Origin of the sequence: Nocardioides sp. J9, from assembly GCF_007829375.1 — a bacterium.
Taxonomy (GTDB): domain Bacteria; phylum Actinomycetota; class Actinomycetes; order Propionibacteriales; family Nocardioidaceae; genus Nocardioides.
Genome location: NZ_VLJQ01000054.1, coordinates 51,780 through 69,370, shown reverse-complemented (window position 1 = coordinate 69,370; position 17,591 = coordinate 51,780). Strand labels below are relative to the sequence as shown.

Below are 17,591 nucleotides of genomic sequence, written 5' to 3'. Positions count from 1 at the left end.
CCCAACACCAGAGGTCCGACACAAACCCCTCCTCGGAAGCCCTATCCACAGCCCGCCCCAGATCGCTCGTCGTCTTCGGGGTCGTCGGTTCTGACTCGCCGGCGCTGACCACCTACAGGATGGTCTCGAGCTCGCTCCATGCTGCGGCGCCCAGGCGGCGGTCGGCCTCGTCGGTCCCGCCTCGTCGCATGCGGATCCCGCCGGCAACACGGGGCTCGCCGGGCAGGACCGTCCGGTGGCCGGCGTCGGGATCGGACACCAGGGTCGTCGCGAGGCCGTGGCKGGCGCGTCGGCGTACCACCGCCTCGGCCATCGCGAGCGCCGGCCACACCTGGTCGTCGGCGCCGGCGACCAGCAGCACCTCTGGAATCTTCTCGACCGGGATCGTGGCAGCCGGCACCGCTTCGGCTGACTGCCGTCGGGACTGCTCGTAGAGACCCACGTACGCCGGCGGATCGGTGTCGGGTTCCCAGTCCTCCGCGAAGCCGACGTACGGCAGCGCGCTCCCCCCGAGGGTCCAGTGCGACGTCACGCTGCCGTCAGGTCGGATCCCGGCCCACACGACGTCGGTCGGCGCGAACGCGACGACCGCACCGACCACGGGGCTGTGGGCGCCGGTCAGGAGCGCCGCCTCGGCACCGAAGGAGGTGCCGAGCACGACCACGCGATCGGCAATCGCGCTGAGCCCGGTGACCCGGTCGAGGAACAGCTCGAGGGGGACGTCCCAGGGCCCTTCGTTCTGGCCCGGTCCGCCGAACCAGCGCACGGACTCCGCGACGACGCCGTGGCGAGCCAGCAGCTCGGCGCGAGACGAGTCGACGCGCCCGCTGGAGCCCGCCAGCACCAGGACAGCCGTGCCGGTCGGATGGTCAGGGACCCACCGCACGCCTTCGACGTCCGCGAGCTGCTCAGCCCTCATGCCGGCAGCCTGCCATCTCGCGTGGGCCGTTCCCGGCTCAGGTGTCGTACCCGGACCCGTCCCACGGCTCGTAGTAGACGATGAAGTCGCCGGGGCGGATGCCGATGTAGTAGGTGCCGTCGTCGTACTGGTCGACCTCCCAGCCGAAGGTCACCCCGTCGACGACGGTGAGGAACGGCTCGACCGTGATCGGCTCCAGCTCGTACGTGCCCAGCTGCCGCAGTCGTTCGGCAACGAGATCGTCGGCGCCTGCGCTGGATGCCTGTCCCGGCGGCACCCCCGCCGCCCTGCCGACCCGGTCCACGAGTACCTCGTCGAACGAGCCGTCCGCATTCCAGAGGAACAGCCCGACGTAGCCTGCCGGCTCCCCGGCGTCGGCACCGATGTCGAAGAGCTCGTCGCTCAGGAAGAACTTTCGTCCGTCCTCCGCCGTGCCGGCGTAGGGCACGTGGTAGTCGTCAGGTGCGATGGTGAAGCGTTGCGGGCGCTCCCCCGTGCTTGCCGCCTCCGGGTCTTCATGCTCGGCCTCCTCACGACCTGAGCACGCGGCCGTGATGGCAAGGGCGCAGATGGTGACTGCGGCGAGGACGGTGCGCACACGGTGATCCTGCCACTCAGGCGGCCCCTCGCGAGCAGGGCGCACCAGCAGGTCCTGATCGTCAACCCGAGCGGTACGTCGGGGAGTCGACGTGGAAGGGACGCGAGCCGGGTGCGGCCCGGCGCACCGGCAGCCGTAGATTTCCAGCATGCCAACGAACGCACCCGGCCTGCTCGACGAGGTCAAGGACGCCATCTCCCTGCGAACCGTCGCGCTGATCGCCGGCGTGCTGCTCGTGCAGGTCGCGTTCATCGCCTCCTACGTCGGGGCCTTCCACCACCAGGACCCCCGCGGGATCGAGGTCGGTGTCGTCGCACCGGCGGGTCAGGCCGACGCCCTCGCCGAGCAGCTCAACGGCATCGACGGTGAGCCGCTCGACGTCCGGGTCGTGGCGTCGGCGGACGAGGCGCGGGCCGAGATCGAGGAGGGCGACCTGGTCGCCGCGCTCGTCGTCGACCCGTCCGGCACCGAGGACACGTTGCTGGTGGCCAGCGCCCGCGGAGAGTCGCTCAAGGGTGCGGTGCAGCAGGTCCTGACCGCGGCGGAGGCGCAGCAGGGGCGGACGATCGAGCTCAGCGACGTCGTACCGCTCCAGGACGGCGACGCCCGCGGCATGAGCGGCTTCTACCTCGTCATCGGCTGGCTCGTCGGTGGCTACCTCGTCGCGGCCCTGCTCGGCGTCGCGAAGGGTGCACGTCCGGCGAACCGCAACCGGGCGGCGATCCGGCTGGCGGCGATGGTGCCGTACGCCGTGCTCTCGGGCCTGCTGGGTGCGCTGGTCGTCGGTCCGGTGATCGGCGCGATCGAGGGCAGCTTCTGGGAGGTCGCGGCGGTCGGCACCCTGCTCGTCCTCTCCTCGGCCACGGTCACGATGGCGCTGCAGGTGCTGGCCGGGACGCTGGGCATCGGCCTCACCGTGCTGATCTTCGTCGTGCTCGGCAACCCGAGCGCGGGCGGTGCGTACCAGACCGAGCTGCTGCCGGGCCTGTGGCGGACGGTCGGCCAGTGGCTCCCGAACGGCGCCGGCACGACCGCGCTGCGCGAGATCATCTACTTCGACGGCAACGGTGCGAGCGGACCGGTCGTCCTCATCGCCGTGTGGGCGGTGGTCGGCGCCGCGGTCGCGCTCGCCGTCACCGCCCTGCGCGACCGCAAGGCTGACCTGTAGCCAGCCCGAGCCTCACGCGACCGGCTGCTCCGGCCTGGTCGCCCGGATGATCGCACCGTGCATGCCGGGGACGGCCTCGTGGGTGAACTCGACCTCGGCGTCGACGAACCCGGCTGCGGCCAGGCCCTCGAGGTACTCGGCGCGGGACAGGGCGCCGGCGATGCAGCCGACGTACGAGCCACGCTCGGCGCGGTCGGTGGGGGAGAGGTGGTCCTCGGCGACGACGTCGGAGATGCCGATCCGCCCGCCCGGGGTGAGCACACGGAACATCTCGGCGATGACCTTCGGCTTGTCGGTCGAGAGGTTGATGACGCAGTTGGAGATGACSACGTCGACCGARSCRTCGGGCAGGGGGACGTCCTCGATGGTGCCCTTGAGGAACTCGACGTTGGTCGCGCCCGCCCTGGCGGCGTTGGCGCGGGCGAGGTCGAGCATCTCGTCGGTCATGTCGACGCCGTAGGCGAACCCGGTCTCCCCGACGCGACGGGCGGAGAGCAGGACGTCGATGCCGCCGCCGGAGCCGAGGTCGAGGACCCGCTCACCGGGACGGAGGTCGGCAACCGCGGTCGGGTTGCCGCACCCCAGACTCGCCGCCACGGCCTCGGCGGGGAGGGCGTCCTGGTCGTCGGTGGCGTAGAGCGCGGCCCCGAAGGCGTCGTCGATGGTGCCGGTGGCGCCGCCGCAGCACGAGGTGTCCGAGGTGCCGCAGCCGTCGACGACCTGCAGGGCGTCGTTGAGCTCGGTGTTGCTGCTGCCTCGCCCGACGGCGGTGGCGGCCTGCGCGTACCGCTGGCGGACCTGCTCGCGAACGGCGTCGCTGGACGGTCCCGGGGTGGGGTGGTTGGTCGCGGTCACGGGGAGCTCCTTGGGTCGAGGGATTCATCGAAGGACTTCGATTAATCGAGGTTCGTCGATGTATCGACGGATGTCAATGGATCTGGCACACTGGATCCGTGACCACCTCCGAGCTGCCCCTGCTGGATGCGTCGCAGGCGTGCTGCTCGAGCGTGACCGGCGGCGCGCTGGACGCTGACCAGGCACAGCTGCTGGCCCGGATGTTCAAGGCCCTCGGGGACCCCACCCGGGTCCGGCTGCTGTCGATGATCGCTGCGCAGCCCGAGGGTGAGGCGTGCGTCTGCGACCTCACCGAGCCGGTCGGCCTGTCGCAGCCCACGGTGTCGCACCACATGAAGCAGCTCGTCGACGCCGGCCTCGTGGTCCGTGAGCAGCGGGGCCGCTGGGCCTTCTACCGCCTCGTCGACGGCACGCTCGAACAGCTCAGCCGGGCCCTCAAGCCCTGACGTCGCTCGCCGGCGTGGGGTAGCCGCGCCGGACGGCTCGCTCGAGCAGGCCCAGGGAGGCCCGCAGCGCCTTCTCGTCGATCACCGGGAAGATCGGCTTCCACTCCTCGGCCGCGCCGGACCAGTCGCAGTACGACGTGACGGTGGTCCCGTCGGGGTGGGGTGCCAGCTCGTAGCCGTACACGTGGCCGATGGGCGGCTTGACCGTCCCCTCGATCGTCCACTCGACGTGCTCGGGCGCCCGGAGCCGCGTGATGACGACGCGGACGTCGTAGGTGCCCAGGGGCACGTCGCCGAGGGCCTCGCGGTCCATGTGGGCGACGAAGGCGTCACCCACCTGCGCCACGGCGCTGCCCGAGGCGGCCTGCAGCATCCCGCTGGAGTCGATGGCGACGTGGCCGTCGGGATCGGTGAGGACGTCGAAGATCGCCTGCGGTGGCGCGGGCACGGTTCGCTGTGCGGAGATCCGCTCGGTCACGGGGTGCACCTCTCTGTCGTCGTCGGCGGGGTTCGTCGACGCGTGGATCAGTGCCTCCCGGCGGCGGATGCGAAACCCAGCCAGGTGTGCCGGTTGCGCCACCAGCACCAGCCCACCTTCGGCGCGTTCCTGCGGGCCGGGCCGTCGTGCCCGGTGCCGCCGCTGATCCACAGTGCCGGCGTGCGGGCGTCGTAGCCCTTCGGCCTGGGCTTCCTCGACCCGATGCACATGAAGCACCGGTTGGGCTCGAGGACCTCCGGCTGCTGGAGCAGCCAGCTGATGCCCTCGCTGATCGTCAACGGGGTCCGCCCGCGCCGGGCGATCGCGGGAGCCGCCTCCTCCGGGCTCCAGTTCGCCATGTCGTCACCGCGGTCGACCCCGGACACCACGTAGAGCGGCCGGTCCGGGACCACGACGTCCGGCGTGGGGTGGAAGTCGTCGAGGTCGGTCATGTCGTGGACGACGAAGCCCTGCTTGCCCTGCCTGCTGAGCAGGGGAGCGAGGGCGCTCGGTGGCGCCAGTGCGGGGTGCACGGCCAGGACGTCGCCGGGCCCGACGTCGAGCCCCGCTGTCGCCGTGGCGAGGTCGGCCGGCGTGACGTCGGCGAGGGCGGGCAGGCCGAGGTCGACGAGGCGCTGCAGCTGGTCGGAAAGGGTCATGGAGCTCCTTCGAGATGTGGTGTACGCCGTACACTGTACAACGTAAACCGCTGCTCAGGAGTTCCGCCGCACGTCCTTGACGTAGCGGTGGCAGGGAACCCGGATCGGACCGTCGGGCCCCGGGGCGTCGTGCTCGAACCAGCCCTCGTCGCGCCAGCCCTGGCGCTCGTAGAAGCGGCGGGCCCGTTCGTTGCCGGGGACGACGGCCAGCCATGCGGTGCGGTGGCCGGACTCCGCGATGCGGCGCTCGGCGGCGGCGAGCAGGGGAGCAGCGACGCCGGCGCCGCGGTGCTCGGCCGCGACGTACACCTGGTCGACCTCGCCGCCGGCGACCATCACGAAGCCCATGACCGCAGCGCCGGGAGCGCCGGTGTCGGCATCGGTCACCGCGACGATCGTGTCCGCCACCCGCTGTGCCGCGCGCTCGTCGAACGACTCCCGTGGTCGGGCGGCGGTGAGCTCGTCGGGGACGTTGCCGTCGTGGGCGTCGTGCCAGCCGGCGTGCCAGATCGCCGCGATGCGTGCGACGTCGGTGGCGCGGGCGGGGCGGAGCACGGGCACGCGGTCACGGTAACGAGAAATGCCAGAGGGCGCTGCTCCCGGTGGGGGAGCAGCGCCCTCTGGTTCAGCGCGACCGGCTGCCGGTCAGTGGTCCTCGGAGGGACCGTGCCGGTTCGGGCCGGCGGCGATCTGCGACTCGAGCTCGTGCAGCTCGTGCTCGGCGTGGTGCTGCGCCTCGTGCAGCTCCTCGGCCGTCGGCTTCTGCACGTTGTCGGCGAAGAAGGCAGCCTGCAGGCGCGCCCGCAGCTTGCGGAGGCGGAGCTTGCGGCCCTGGAGGCCGGACGCCTCGACGTCGTCGACGGTCTCCGGCTTCGGGTCGTCGTCGCGAGCGGTGAGCGTGTAGGCCTTGCCCTCCGGCAGCGGCAGGTGCTTCTCGGCGTAGCCGCCCTCGGGGGAGCGGACCAGCACGCCCGACTCGTAGCCGTGGAGCAGCTGCTCCTCGTCGTGACGCTGCAGGGAGATGCACCAGCGCTTGGTGACGATGTAGGCGATCACCGGACCGATGAACACCGCTGCCCGCAGGAAGTAGGTGATCTGGTTGATGGACAGGTCCATCTTGATCGCGATGATGTCGTTGCCGCCCGCGGCCCACGAGAGGCCGTAGAAGGTCATCAGCGCGACCATGATCGCCGTACGCGTCGGGGCGTTGCGCGGACGCTGCAGCAGGTGGTGCTCCCGCTTGTCGCCGGTGACCCAGGACTCGATGAACGGCAGCGCCATCAGGATCATCAGCATCAGCGGCGGCATGACGAGGATCGGGATGATCACGTTCCACGAGAAGGTGACGCCCCAGATGTGCGTCTCCCACGGCGGGATGATGCGCAGCAGGCCGTCGGGCCAGCCCATGTACCAGTCGGGCTGCGAGCCCGCGGTCACCTTGGACGGGTCGTAGGGGCCGAGCTTCCACACCGCGTTGATCGAGACGAGGCCACCCAGCAGGGTGATCACGCCGAACACGATGAAGAAGAAGCCACCGGCCTTGGCGGCGTACACCGGCAGCATCGGGTAGCCGACGACGTTCTGCTCGGTGCGGCCGGGGCCGGGCCACTGCGTGTGCTTGTGGTAGACGAGCAGCATCATGTGGGCGGCGACCAGGGCCAGCAGGAGCGCCGGGATCAGCAGGATGTGCATCACGTAGAACCGCGGGATGATCGAGTCGCCCGGGAACTCCCCACCGAAGAGGAAGAACGACAGGTACGTCCCCACGACGGGCGTGGCCTTCACGAAGCCGTCCGCGGCGCGCACCCCGGTGCCGGAGAGCAGGTCGTCGGGCAGCGAGTAGCCGGTGAAGCCCTCGATGGTGCCGAGCAGCAGCAGCAGGCAGCCGATGACCCAGTTGAGCTCGCGCGGCTTGCGGAACGCGCCGGTGAAGTAGACGCGCAGCAGGTGGATCATCATCGAGGCGATGAAGATCGACGCGGCCCAGTGGTGCATCTGCCGCATGAGCAGGCCGCCGCGCACGTCGAAGGAGATGTCGAGCGTCGAGGCCATCGCCGACGACATGTGGACGCCGCGCAGCGGGTCGTAGGAGCCGTCGTACTGGACCTCGGTCATGCTCGGGTCGAACCAGAGCGTCAGGAAGACGCCGGTCAGCAGCAGGACGACGAAGCTCCACAGGGCGATCTCGCCGAGCATGAAGGACCAGTGGTCCGGGAAGACCTTGCGCAGGTTCTTCTTCATGGCCGTGCCGAGGCCCAGGCGCTCGTCGGCCCAGTTCGCGATCGCGCCGGCGGCCTTGGGGCCCTTGGCGCCCGTGGCAGGTTGCGTGCCGTTGGTCGTGGCGACCTTGCTCACATCAACGCTCATAGTAGTCACGCTCCCAGAAGCTCGGGCCGACCGGCTCGTCGAAGTCACTCTGCGCCACGAGGTAGCCCTCGTCGTCGACCGTGATCGGCAGCTGCGGCAGCGGACGGCCGGCGGGGCCGAACACCACCTTGCCGGAGTCGGCGAGGTCGAAGGTCGACTGGTGGCAGGGGCAGAGCAGGTGGTGGGTCGTCCGCTCGTTCAGCGAGATCGGGCAGCCGACGTGGGTGCAGATCTTGGAGTACGCCACGATGCCGTTGACGTCCCAGTTCTCACGGCTGTTGCCGTTGGCGTCCTTGCCCGGCTTGATGTCCTCGGGCTTCATGCGCAGCAGGATCAGCGACGCCTTGGACTTGTGGATCTGGAGGTTGACGCCCTCGACCTCGCTCGGGTCGATGCCGTAGCGCTCCGGGTTGAACAGTGCGTCGGGCTGGCAGTTGACCAGGTCGCCGATCTCCAGGTCCGAGGCCAGGATCGGGGTCCAGATGCCGTCGCGGACGATCCGCATCGGGCGGTCAGCGGTGCCGTCGCCCCAGATCGTGTGGTAGAGCTTCTTGCCCGGCAGCGGACCGAGGTCGCGCAGCATCACGACCGGCGCGATGCCGACCAGGCCGAGCGCGCCGAGCAGCGAGTTGCGGATCAGCGGCCGGCGGCCGATGCCGGACTCGGCGATGCCGTCGTCGAGCGCCTTCAGCGTGACCGCGCGGTCCTCGTCGGCGGAGCGGGCCGAGTGGCGCATCTCCACCATCTCGTGGTCACCCATGAGCTTGCGGGCCCAGTGGATCACGCCGACGCCGATGAAGAGCAGCGCGAGGCCGAGGGTCACGCCGAGGGCCATGGTCGAGGCGCCGAAGCCGCCGATGACGTGCCAGTTGTCGCCGATGTCGAAGGCGAAGTAGGAGACCAGGAACAAGATGACGCAGACGGCCGAGAGGCCGAACAGGGCCGCGACCTGGCGCTCGGCGCGCTTCTCCTGGCCCGGGTCGACGTCGGTCGGTCGCCACTGGTGGGCCGGCAGGCCCGGGTCGGCGATCGGGGCGACGTTGGCCACCTGGCCGCCGTGCTCGTCGGGGGTGTGTGCGTCGCTCACGCTGCCGCCTCGTCCTTCTGCTTGCTCGAGCGGGTGGTGTGTGCCGCGATCCAGACCGCGAAGCCGACGAGGATGCCGATGCCGCCGACCCACACGATGATGCCGTCGCTGACGGGGCCGAGGCCGCCGAAGGTGAATCCGCTGTAGCCCGGCGTCTCCTCGAGGGCCTCGATGTAGGCGATGACGGCCTTCTTGTCCTCAGGCGGGATGTTGCCGTCGGAGAAGGTGTCCATCGACTGCGGTCCGGTCAGCATCGCCTCGTAGATGTGCTTCGGGTCGACGCCGCGGATCTTGGGGGCGAAACCGCCGCGCGGCATAGCGCCGCCGGAGCCCTCGAAGTTGTGGCAGGCGGTGCAGTTGGCCAGGAAGATCTGGCTGCCGCGGGCGACGAGGAGCACCTTGTCCTCGTCGTCCTGCTTGCCGTCGCCGTTGAGGTCACCGGGCTTGTCGGTGTCGTAGAGGTCGGCGTCCGGGATGGCCGGGCCGGTGCCCAGCGACGCGACGTACGCCGAGAGGGCGGCGATCTCGTCCTTGGTGTAGACGACCTCCTTGCGCGGCGCCTGGGCGCCGGGCTGGGCCATCGGCATGCGGCCGGTGCCGACCTGGAAGTCGACCGCGGCGGCACCGACGTCAGTCAGGGCCGGGCCGTACTGCGAGCCGCCCTGGGTCAGGACGCCCTCGCCGTTCTGGCCGTGGCAGAACGCGCAGCCGATGAGGAAGAGCTCCCGGCCCTCCTGGACCAGCGCCTCCTGGTCGGCGTCGGTGTCGGCCTGGGCCGGCGCGAGGGCGGCGTAGAGGCCGCCCGTCAGCAGCAGGCCCAGCACGAGCACGACGAGGCCGGCGAGCGGGCCGCGGCGGTGCCTGGAGAGGCGACCGGCGGAGCGGTTCAGAAGGCGCACAATCAGTCCTTGGTCCGGGTCGGGCTGGGGGTGTGGGTCGTCATCAGGACGCGGGCGGTCACTGGATCAGGTAGATCGCCGCGAACAGTCCGATCCAGACCACGTCGACGAAGTGCCAGTAGTAGGAGACGACGATCGCGCTGACCGCCTGCTCGTGGGTGAACTTCCGGGCGACGTAGGTGCGCCCGAGCACGAAGAGGAACGCGATGAGGCCGCCGGTCACGTGGATCCCGTGGAAGCCGGTGGTCAGGTAGAACATCGTGCCGTAGCCGTCCTTCGGGATGGTCACCCCGTGGTGGATCAGCTCGGCGTACTCCAGCGCCTGGCCGCCGATGAAGATGGCGCCCATGACGTAGGTGAGGATGAACCACTCGCGCAGGCCCCACTTGTTCAGCTGCAGCAGCCCACCGGTGCGCGCCACCTGGCCACGCTCGGCGGCGAACACGCCGAACTGGCAGGTGAACGACGACAGCACGAGGATCGTGGTGTTGACGCTCGCGAACGGCACGTTGAGCAGCTCGGTGTTCTCCGCCCACATCTCCGGCGAGACCGACCGGATCGTGAAGTACGCCGCGAAGAGGGCAGCGAAGAACATGAGCTCGCTGGACAGCCAGATGATCGTGCCGACCGCCACCATCGAGGGTCGGTCGTGCTGGCCGTGCAGGCGCGAAGCAGGAAGAGATGCCGAAGCTGAGATCGCCACGAGCGCCATTATGGCGGTATCGCTCGGCGGGGGCATCCCGACCCCCCGTTATGAACGGTCATCACCCCCCGCCTACGCTCGTGGAGGCTGGTTTTCCCGCCCGGGATCCGGCCGTGACTGACGCGAGGGGGTGCCCGTGGGGCTGGTGGTGACGGCCGCCGCCGCCGTCGAGGACCTCCCGCCGTTCGACGCGGGTGCCCTGCTGTCCGAGTGGGGCCTGGCCCCGCTCCCGCTGGTCGTGACCGTCTGGGCGACCGGCCTCTACCTCGTGGGCGTGGCGGCCCTGCGCCGGCGCGGCGACTCCTGGCCCGTCGGGAGGACCATCGCCTGGCTGATCGGCATGCTGTCGTTCTACCTCGCGACGTCGTCCGGCCTCGCGGCGTACGACACCGTGCTGCTGAGTGCGCACATGGTCCAGCACATGGTGCTGTCGATGGTGGTTCCGCTCTCCCTGGCGCTGGGTGCGCCCGTCACGCTCGCGCTGCGAACCCTGCCCCGCCTCCTGCGCGGCTGGTTGCTCGCGGTGCTCCACTCGCGGCTGGCCAAGGTGCTCGGGTTCCCGCCGCTGGCGTTCGGCCTCTACGTGATCTCGCCGTGGGCGCTCTACTTCACCGACTGGTACGAGGCGTCCCTGCGCTCGACCTACGTGCACGAGATGATGCACGTCCACCTGGTGCTGGTGGGCGCCATCTTCTTCTGGCCGATCGTGGGCGTGGACCCGCTGCCCGGCCGCGTGGCGCACCCCTTCCGGGTGCTGCTCACGGTGATGACGCTGCCCTTCCACGCCTTCCTCGGCGTCACGATCATGGGGCAGAAGGAGCTGCTGGGCGGCGACTGGTACCCCGCGTTGCACGACGGACCGATGGGCGCGTGGCTGCCCGACCCGTACGACGACCAGCACCTCGCCGGCGGGATCCTGTGGGGCGCGGGCGACCTGGTGGGCGTGATCTTCTTCGTCGTCCTGTTCATCCAGTGGGTGCGCTCGTCGATGAAGGAGGCCGAGCGGGAGGACCGCCGGCTGGACCGCCTCGAGCGGCGCGAGCGGCTCGCCGCGGCCGAGACCCGGCCCCCGGCGGGGCCCGAGGCCGAGTAGCATCGCGAGGGTGAGCTCTCCGAAGCCTCTGAAGGTGCTTGTCTACAGCGACGACGTGCACACCCGCGAGCAGGTGATCCTGGCCCTCGGCCGGCGCCCGCACCCGGACCTGCCGGAGCTGGAGTACGTCGAGGTGGCCACCGAGCCCGTGGTGATCCAGCACATGGACGCAGGGCACCTCGCCCTCGCGATCCTCGACGGCGAGGCCGTGCCCGCCGGCGGCATGGGCGTCGCCAAGCAGCTCAAGGACGAGATCTACGACTGTCCGCCGCTGCTCGTGCTGACCGGCCGCCCGCAGGACGCGTGGCTGGCGACCTGGTCGCGTGCCGACGCCGCGGTGCCGCACCCGATCGACCCGATCCAGCTGGCCGAGGCGGTCGTGTCGCTGCTGCGCGCCCGCGTCCCCGCCTGAGCAGGGGCTCCACGGGATGACGTGGCCTGACGTCCTCGGCTCGCTCGTGGCCGGGGAGGACCTGACGCCTGCCCAGGCGGCGTGGGCGATGGGGGAGATCCTCGCCGGCGAGGCGACCCCGGCGCAGATCGCCGGCTTCGTGGTCGCGCTGCGCGCCAAGGGCGAGACGATCGAGGAGCTGACCGGCCTCGTCGACGCGATGTACGACGTGATGACGCCGATCTCGGTGCCCGGGCGCCTGCTCGACGTGGTCGGCACCGGCGGGGACCGCTCGTTCTCGGTGAACATCTCGACGATGTCGGCCATCGTGGCCGCGGGCGCGGGCGCCCGCGTGGTCAAGCACGGCAACCGCTCCGCCTCGTCGAAGGCCGGCACCGCCGACGTGCTCGAGGCGCTCGGGGTCCGGCTCGACCTGCCGGCCGACCGGGTGGCCCGGGTGGCGACCGAGGCGGGGATCACCTTCTGCTTCGCCGCCGCCTTCCACCCTGCGATGCGGCACGCCGCGGTCCCGCGCAAGGAGCTGGGCATCGGCACCGCGTTCAACGTGCTCGGGCCGCTGGCCAACCCGACCCGGCCCGCCGCCCAGGCGATCGGCTGCGCCGACGCGCGGCTCGCCCCGGTGATGGCCGGCGTGTTCGCCGCGCGCGGCGTCGACGCGTGGGTGTTCCGCGGCGACGACGGGCTCGACGAGCTGACGACGACCACCACGTCCTCGCTGTGGGTCGTCCACGGCGGCACCGTGAGCACCGCGAAGGTCGACCCGGCGGCGTTCGGGCTCAGCCCCGCGACCACCGAGGACCTCCGGGGCGGTGACGCGGCACACAACGCCGACGTCGTACGACGCCTGCTGGCGGGGGAGCCCGGCCCGGTCCGGGAGGCGGTGCTGCTCAACGCGGGCGCCGCGCTCGCGGTCTACGACGCGCCCGGGGCCCCCGTGGAGGAGGCGCTCGCCGACGGCATCCGCCGCGCGGGCGAGGCGATCGACTCCGGCGCCGCCCAGTCGACGCTGGAGCGCTGGGTCGCTGCCGCGTCCGCCTGAGGCAGCTCAGTCCAGGCCGATGGAGAAGGCCGCCTCGAGGTCGTGGCGGGAGTACGCGCGGTAGGCGATGTGGGTCTCGGTGTCGACGACGCCCTCGACCTTGTTGAGCTTGTCGGACACCACGGCGGCGATGTCCTCGTGGTTGCGGACCCGCACCAGCGCGATGAGGTCGATCTGGCCGGTGACGGAGTAGACCTCGCTGACGCCGTCCAGGGCCGCGATGGCGCTGGCCACCTCCGGGATCCGCGCGGTCTCGGCCTGGACGAACACGATGGCGGTGATCATGGGTCCAGCCTAGGGAGCGTGGAGCGCACGGTCAGCCCGACGTGCCGGGCTGCGCCCTGCACCGGGCAGGTCCACTCGCCCACGACGTCGACCAGGCGCACGCCTGGGGACTCCAGCCAGCGCAGGATCCGCTCGGTCTCCTCGGCGGTCGCGGCCGGTGTCGGCCCGACCTGGGGGAGCACGGTCTCGGCGGTGTGGCGCAGCGCCTCGACCCACGCCAGCGCGTCGGCACCGGGCGGGATGGTGCCGGCGGCGGCGAGCCGGCCGTGGCGCACGACGTGGACCGCCCAGCGGCCGTCCTCCTCGCGGCGCGCGGCGACCACCTCGGGGCAGCCGGTGAGCGCCCGGAGCCGCTGGTTGCGCGCGGCGCCGCGGATGAAGTCGGCGAGCCGGTCGCGGTGCCGGGCCGCCTCCTCGAAGCGCTCCTCCTCGGCGAGGGCGGCCATCCGTGCCTGCACGAGGTCGACGACGTCGTCGGGGCGACGCAGGAGGGTGTCCTGCAGCTGGCGGACGACGGCGGCGTAGGACTGCTCGTCGACGCTGCCGTCGCACGGGGACAGGCAGCGGTGCATCTCGGCCAGCACGCAGGGCGAGCGGGACGGACGGCGGGCGAGCCGGTCGTTGCACTGGCGGATCGGGAAGACCTCGTGCAGCGCCTGCAGCGAGCTCTCCGCGCTGGCGCGCGAGGAGAACGGGCCGACGTAGTCGGCGTCGTCGTCGAGGACCCTCTTGACCAGCGACAGCCGGGGCCACGGCTCGCGGGTCAGCTTGAGCCAGGTGACCTTCTCGGGGTGTCGCGAGCGCCGGTTGTAGGGCGGCTTGTGCTCCGCGATCAGGCGCAGCTCCCGCACCTGCGCCTCCAGCGGGGTGGCGCACTCGATCCCGGTCACCGACGCGGCGAGCTGGACCATCTGGCCCATCCGGCTGCGCTTCTCGGAGGCGGTGAAGTAGGAGCGCACCCGGCGGCGCAGGTCGCGCGAGGTGCCGACGTAGAGCACCCGCTCCCGCTCGTCGTGGAAGAGGTAGACCCCCGGCGCGTGGGGGAGGGCGTCGGCCAGGTGGCGCTTGCGCCGCGAGGCGGTGGCGACGCGTGCGGAGTAGCCCTGCAGCTCCTCGAGGGTGTGCACGCCCAGCCCGCCGAGCCGCTCCATCAACCCGTGCAGCACGTCGACGGTGGCCCGGGCGTCCTCGAGGGCGCGGTGGTTGGGGGTCGTGGAGGCGCGGAAGACCCGCGCGAGCGAGGAGAGCTTGTGGTTGGGCGCCTCGTCGCGGGTCACCACGTGCCGGGCGAGCTTGACCGTGTCGAGCACCTCGAAGTCGGGCCAGGCCAGGTCCATCTCGCGGGCGAAGTGCCGCAGGAAGCCGACGTCGAAGCGGGCGTTGTGGGCGACGAGCACGCTGCCGGCGGCGAACTCCAGGAAGGCGGGCAGGGCCGAGCGGATCGACGGCGCGTCGGCGACCATGCGGTTGGTGATCCCGGTCAGCACGGCGATGAAGGCGGGGATCGAGGTGTGCGGGTTGACCAGCGTCTGGAACTCGCCGAGCACCTCGCCGCCGCGGACCTTCACCGCACCGATCTCGGTGATCATGTCGCCGTCGGCGAACGAGCCGCCGGTCGTCTCCAGGTCCACCACGCAGAACGTGACGTCGTGCAGCGGGCGGCCGAGCTCCTCGAACGAGCGTTGCTCCTCCCACCGGTGCGCTGCGGTGGCGGTCGAGGTCATGCCCCGACGGTAAGCGGGACCGCCGACGCAATCGTGCAGGTGGTGCCGTGCGGGGGTTGTGTCGGCCCCTCCTGCCACGCTCGCCCCATGACGACGAGGATCGACTGCGACACCTGCGTGGTGCGGGGGCTGGCGTGCCACGACTGCGTGGTGACCGTGCTGCTCGGACCCCCTCCCGAGCTGGTGATCGACGACGAGGAGCTGCGTGCGCTCGACGCGCTCGCGGAGGGCGGCCTGGTGCCACCGCTGCGGCTGGTCCGCCCGGTGTCCGCGCCCGAGGTGGAGTCCGCCTGACCGGCAACACCCGGCCCGGGCCCGGACCGGGTGGGACATGTGGGGGTGGAGCGACTGGTGATACAGGTGTGACCTGTGTCTCGCGCCACGTGTCCACAACACGCACGACGGGGTTTGGTCGCGCCGTGGCCCGCGATTAGGCTGCTCGCTCAGGTGTCCGTGGAAGTGGGTCGACGATCCGCGCGGGCACCGCGCTGAGTCCGGGGCCGTCCGCGGTCCCGGAGCCGGGGACCCAACCACATCTGGGGTGAGTCCCGCGCAAGGGGCGACCAGGCCACCCACGGGCGGCCGGGGAGCAGGGAGCGCGGGTAGGGCAAGTCGTGCCCGAACCCGACAGCTCACCCGGTAGGCGTACGACACCACAGAGGGGACCGCCAGCACGTGCTGAACGGCCGGAAACGAACCACCGCTTCACTCGCCGCACTGGCCCTGACCGGATCGATCGCGTTCTCGGTGAGCGCCCCGACCAACCCCGCGCAGGCCGAGCCGGACATCGAGACCGTCCGCGACCGCGTCGAGAAGCTGCTGCACCAGGCCGAGCAGGCCTCGGAGCGCTTCAACGACGCCCGGCTCGAGCTCCGCGAGCTCAACCGCGACCTCGACTCCCTCGAGGCCGACCAGACCCGCCAGGGCGACGCCCTGGACGGCGTCCGCGCCGACGTGCGCGACGCCGTCATCGAGAGCTCCCGCGACCGCGGCTTCGGTCCGGCCGGTGAGCTGATGACCTCTGACTCCCAGGGCTTCCTCGACGAGCTCACCACGCTCTCCACCGTCGACGGCATCCAGGACTCGCTCCTGTCGGACTACGACAACGAGCTCGAGGCCTACGCCATCCGGCTCGAGCAGACCGAGGAGCGGCGCGACGACGTCAAGTCGCTCAAGAGGACCCTGCGCAAGGAGAAGGAGAGCGCCGACGCGAAGCTCGCGAAGGCGAAGGAGCTCCTCTCGAAGCTCGAGGAGGAGGAGCGCGCCGAGATCCTGTCCCGCGGCAGCGGCCGGGTCCCAGCCGCGGGCTCCATCCCCGCCTCGGGCCGGGCCAAGGCCGCCATCGCCTACGCACTCGCGCAGGTCGGCGACGCCTACGTCTACGGTGCGGCCGGCCCCAACGCCTTCGACTGCTCCGGCCTCACGATGATGGCCTGGGCCCAGGCCGGCGTCAGCCTGCCGCACTCCTCGCGCGCCCAGATGGGCTCCGGCACGCCGGTCTCGCGCAGCGACCTGCAGCCGGGCGACCTCGTCTTCTACTACAGCCCGGTCAGCCACGTCGGGATCTACCTCGGCAACGGCATGATCGTCCACGCGGCCAACCCCGGTGCGGGCGTGAAGGTCTCCAGCGTCGACGAGATGCCCTACGCCGGAGCGGTCCGGCCTGGGTGACCCGGCGGGTCGTCACCTCCGCCCTGACGGGGGTGCTCTCCGTCGGGGCCCTGCTGGGCGGGGGCTGCTCGGGCGACGAGTACGTCGCCCCGCCGCCGGCCACCCGCAGCGACGCCGCTGACCCGACGGTCGCCACGGCGACCCTCGCCGCGCTGCGCGACGCGCTCGACGACCCCGGCGCCGCTGCCGACCTCGGCGCCGACGACCAGTCCGCCGACCTGCTCGCGGCGCTGGCCCGCAACGCCACCGCGCTGCGGCTCGAGGACGTCAGCCTCGGCTACGTGACCGAGACCGGCGCGACCGACGGCGACGACGGCTGGGACGGCCTGGTGTCGGTCTCCTGGCGCGTCGACGGCTTCGACCGCGCCGCGGCGCGCACCGAGGTCGCGGTGTCCTTCGACGACGGGGGGCGCACGATCGCCGGCGTGGCCGCGGCCGAGCGGCGGCCTCGTCGTACGGCGCGTGCCGGGGGCGCTGGTCATGGCGGCGGGCGAGCCGGAGGTCGCGGACCGCTACGCCGAGCGCGCAGCCCGTGCCGTCGCCGCCACCCGGCCGCTGCTCGGCCGCGGTGACGGCCTGGTCGTCGAGGTGCCGGAGGACGGCGAGCAGCTGCACCGCGTGCTCGGTGCCGACCGGGGCGCCTACGACTCCATCGCCGCGGTGACCGCGCCGGTCGACGGCACCACGGCTCCGCGGAGCCCGGTCCACGTGTTCGTCAACCGCGCCGTCCTCGACGGCCTCGACCGGGTCGCCGCGCAGGTCGTGATGACGCACGAGGCCGTGCACGCGGTGACCGGGGCGGTCGGGGCGAGGAACGCGCCGCTGTGGCTCGTCGAGGGCTTCGCCGACCACGTCGCCCTGCGCGACGTCGACCTGCCGGAGTCCCGCACCGCCGCGCAGGTGATCCGCCAGGTCAAGCGCGACGGGCTGCCCGACCGGCTGCCCGCCGACAGCGACTTCTCCCCGGGCGCCGGGCACCTGGGCACCCTCTACGAGGGCGCGTGGCAGGTCGCCGAGACCCTGGCCGACCGCGGCGGGGACGACGCGCTGGCGACGCTCTACCGCGAGGTGCTCGACGGTGCCGGGACGGCGGACGCGCTGCGCCGGGGCTTCGGGTGGTCGGAGGACGACCTGCTGGCTGCGTGGCGTTCCCGCCTGGCGGCGCTGGCCGGCGTGCCAGAGTAGGGC

At 71.8% G+C, this 17,591-nt stretch carries 21 protein-coding genes and 1 riboswitch; of the genes, 9 read left to right on the top strand and 12 right to left on the bottom strand.

The window, feature by feature from the left end:
• Positions 1-112: 112 nt before the first annotated feature.
• Both L615_RS05605 and L615_RS05600 read right to left on the bottom strand, forming a co-directional pair.
• Positions 113-919, bottom strand: a complete 807-nt coding sequence (locus tag L615_RS05605) for an acyl-CoA thioester hydrolase/BAAT C-terminal domain-containing protein (RefSeq protein WP_145724389.1) — start codon at positions 917-919, stop codon at positions 113-115.
• Positions 920-956: 37 nt separating this feature from the next.
• Positions 957-1,667 carry a hypothetical protein gene (locus L615_RS05600; RefSeq protein ID WP_145724388.1) on the bottom strand — a complete coding sequence of 237 codons (711 nt, stop codon included), beginning with the start codon at positions 1,665-1,667 and terminating at the stop codon, positions 957-959.
• Between L615_RS05600 and L615_RS05595 the strand changes: the two genes are divergently transcribed.
• On the top strand, positions 1,666-2,685 hold the full coding sequence (locus L615_RS05595) for a membrane protein (RefSeq protein WP_028655209.1): 1,020 nt from the start codon (positions 1,666-1,668) through the stop codon (positions 2,683-2,685). The genes L615_RS05600 and L615_RS05595 overlap by 2 nt on opposite strands.
• Before the next feature lie 12 nt (positions 2,686-2,697).
• Here the strand turns inward: L615_RS05595 and arsM are convergent, their stop codons facing one another.
• A complete protein-coding gene (gene arsM, locus L615_RS05590; protein WP_145724387.1) occupies positions 2,698-3,540 on the bottom strand; it encodes an arsenite methyltransferase in 843 nt (280 codons plus the stop codon).
• A 98-nt stretch (positions 3,541-3,638) separates the two neighbouring features.
• Here arsM and L615_RS05585 point away from each other — a divergent pair, with 98 nt between their 5' ends.
• The gene (locus tag L615_RS05585) at positions 3,639-3,986 is read left to right on the top strand and encodes a metalloregulator ArsR/SmtB family transcription factor (protein ID WP_028655211.1); all 348 of its coding nucleotides are present in this window, start codon (positions 3,639-3,641) and stop codon (positions 3,984-3,986) included.
• Here L615_RS05585 and L615_RS05580 read toward each other — a convergent pair.
• The 7 genes from L615_RS05580 to L615_RS05550 form a co-directional block, all read right to left on the bottom strand.
• Positions 3,976-4,464: an SRPBCC family protein gene (locus L615_RS05580; RefSeq protein WP_028655212.1), complete on the bottom strand. Its 489-nt coding sequence runs from the start codon at positions 4,462-4,464 to the stop codon at positions 3,976-3,978. The genes L615_RS05585 and L615_RS05580 overlap by 11 nt on opposite strands.
• A 47-nt stretch (positions 4,465-4,511) precedes the next feature.
• A complete protein-coding gene (locus L615_RS05575; RefSeq protein WP_145724386.1) occupies positions 4,512-5,123 on the bottom strand; it encodes a DUF5701 family protein in 612 nt (203 codons plus the stop codon).
• A gap of 54 nt (positions 5,124-5,177) precedes the next feature.
• The gene (locus tag L615_RS05570) at positions 5,178-5,684 is read right to left on the bottom strand and encodes a GNAT family N-acetyltransferase (RefSeq protein WP_145724385.1); all 507 of its coding nucleotides are present in this window, start codon (positions 5,682-5,684) and stop codon (positions 5,178-5,180) included.
• Between the two features lie 84 nt (positions 5,685-5,768).
• On the bottom strand, positions 5,769-7,490 hold the full coding sequence (locus tag L615_RS05565) for a cytochrome bc complex cytochrome b subunit (RefSeq protein ID WP_145724384.1): 1,722 nt from the start codon (positions 7,488-7,490) through the stop codon (positions 5,769-5,771).
• Positions 7,480-8,577 carry a ubiquinol-cytochrome c reductase iron-sulfur subunit gene (locus L615_RS05560; RefSeq protein WP_222430452.1) on the bottom strand — a complete coding sequence of 366 codons (1,098 nt, stop codon included), beginning with the start codon at positions 8,575-8,577 and terminating at the stop codon, positions 7,480-7,482. Before L615_RS05560 ends, L615_RS05565 begins: the two co-directional genes overlap by 11 nt.
• Positions 8,574-9,476 (bottom strand): c-type cytochrome, encoded by a 903-nt coding sequence (locus L615_RS05555; protein ID WP_145724383.1) that lies wholly within the window; start codon positions 9,474-9,476, stop codon positions 8,574-8,576. The genes L615_RS05560 and L615_RS05555 overlap by 4 nt, the downstream gene beginning before the upstream one ends.
• A 58-nt stretch (positions 9,477-9,534) precedes the next feature.
• A complete protein-coding gene (locus tag L615_RS05550) occupies positions 9,535-10,140 on the bottom strand; it encodes a heme-copper oxidase subunit III (RefSeq protein ID WP_396954715.1) in 606 nt (201 codons plus the stop codon).
• 175 nt (positions 10,141-10,315) lie between these two features.
• Between L615_RS05550 and L615_RS05545 the strand changes: the two genes are divergently transcribed.
• From L615_RS05545 to trpD, 3 genes are read left to right on the top strand one after another with little or no spacing between them, the layout of a single operon-like run.
• Positions 10,316-11,272, top strand: coding sequence for a cytochrome c oxidase assembly protein (locus L615_RS05545; protein WP_261376571.1), 957 nt, complete (start codon positions 10,316-10,318; stop codon positions 11,270-11,272).
• A gap of 10 nt (positions 11,273-11,282) precedes the next feature.
• Positions 11,283-11,684 (top strand): hypothetical protein, encoded by a 402-nt coding sequence (locus L615_RS05540; RefSeq protein ID WP_198020162.1) that lies wholly within the window; start codon positions 11,283-11,285, stop codon positions 11,682-11,684.
• Between the two features lie 16 nt (positions 11,685-11,700).
• Positions 11,701-12,723, top strand: coding sequence for an anthranilate phosphoribosyltransferase (gene trpD / locus L615_RS05535; protein ID WP_028655218.1), 1,023 nt, complete (start codon positions 11,701-11,703; stop codon positions 12,721-12,723).
• Between the two features lie 6 nt (positions 12,724-12,729).
• On the opposite strand, the gene L615_RS05530 is transcribed toward trpD, so the two are convergent.
• Entirely contained in the window at positions 12,730-13,008 is a 279-nt protein-coding gene (locus tag L615_RS05530) for an Lrp/AsnC family transcriptional regulator (protein ID WP_028655219.1), read from the bottom strand.
• A complete protein-coding gene (locus tag L615_RS05525; protein WP_145724381.1) occupies positions 13,005-14,732 on the bottom strand; it encodes a DEDD exonuclease domain-containing protein in 1,728 nt (575 codons plus the stop codon). The genes L615_RS05530 and L615_RS05525 overlap by 4 nt, the downstream gene beginning before the upstream one ends.
• 87 nt (positions 14,733-14,819) lie before the next feature.
• Between L615_RS05525 and L615_RS05520 the strand changes: the two genes are divergently transcribed.
• The 4 genes from L615_RS05520 to L615_RS05505 all read left to right on the top strand — a co-directional run bounded on the left by L615_RS05520 (position 14,820) and on the right by L615_RS05505 (position 17,588).
• On the top strand, positions 14,820-15,026 hold the full coding sequence (locus tag L615_RS05520) for a hypothetical protein (protein ID WP_028655220.1): 207 nt from the start codon (positions 14,820-14,822) through the stop codon (positions 15,024-15,026).
• 192 nt (positions 15,027-15,218) lie between these two features.
• Positions 15,219-15,380, top strand: a riboswitch (cyclic di-AMP (ydaO/yuaA leader).
• A 99-nt stretch (positions 15,381-15,479) separates the two neighbouring features.
• Positions 15,480-16,403 (top strand): C40 family peptidase, encoded by a 924-nt coding sequence (locus tag L615_RS05515; protein WP_261376570.1) that lies wholly within the window; start codon positions 15,480-15,482, stop codon positions 16,401-16,403.
• A complete protein-coding gene (locus L615_RS05510; protein ID WP_145724379.1) occupies positions 16,400-16,975 on the top strand; it encodes a hypothetical protein in 576 nt (191 codons plus the stop codon). Before L615_RS05515 ends, L615_RS05510 begins: the two co-directional genes overlap by 4 nt.
• On the top strand, positions 16,884-17,588 hold the full coding sequence (locus L615_RS05505; RefSeq protein WP_145724378.1) for a hypothetical protein: 705 nt from the start codon (positions 16,884-16,886) through the stop codon (positions 17,586-17,588). Before L615_RS05510 ends, L615_RS05505 begins: the two co-directional genes overlap by 92 nt.
• The last annotated feature ends 3 nt before the right edge of the window (positions 17,589-17,591 follow it).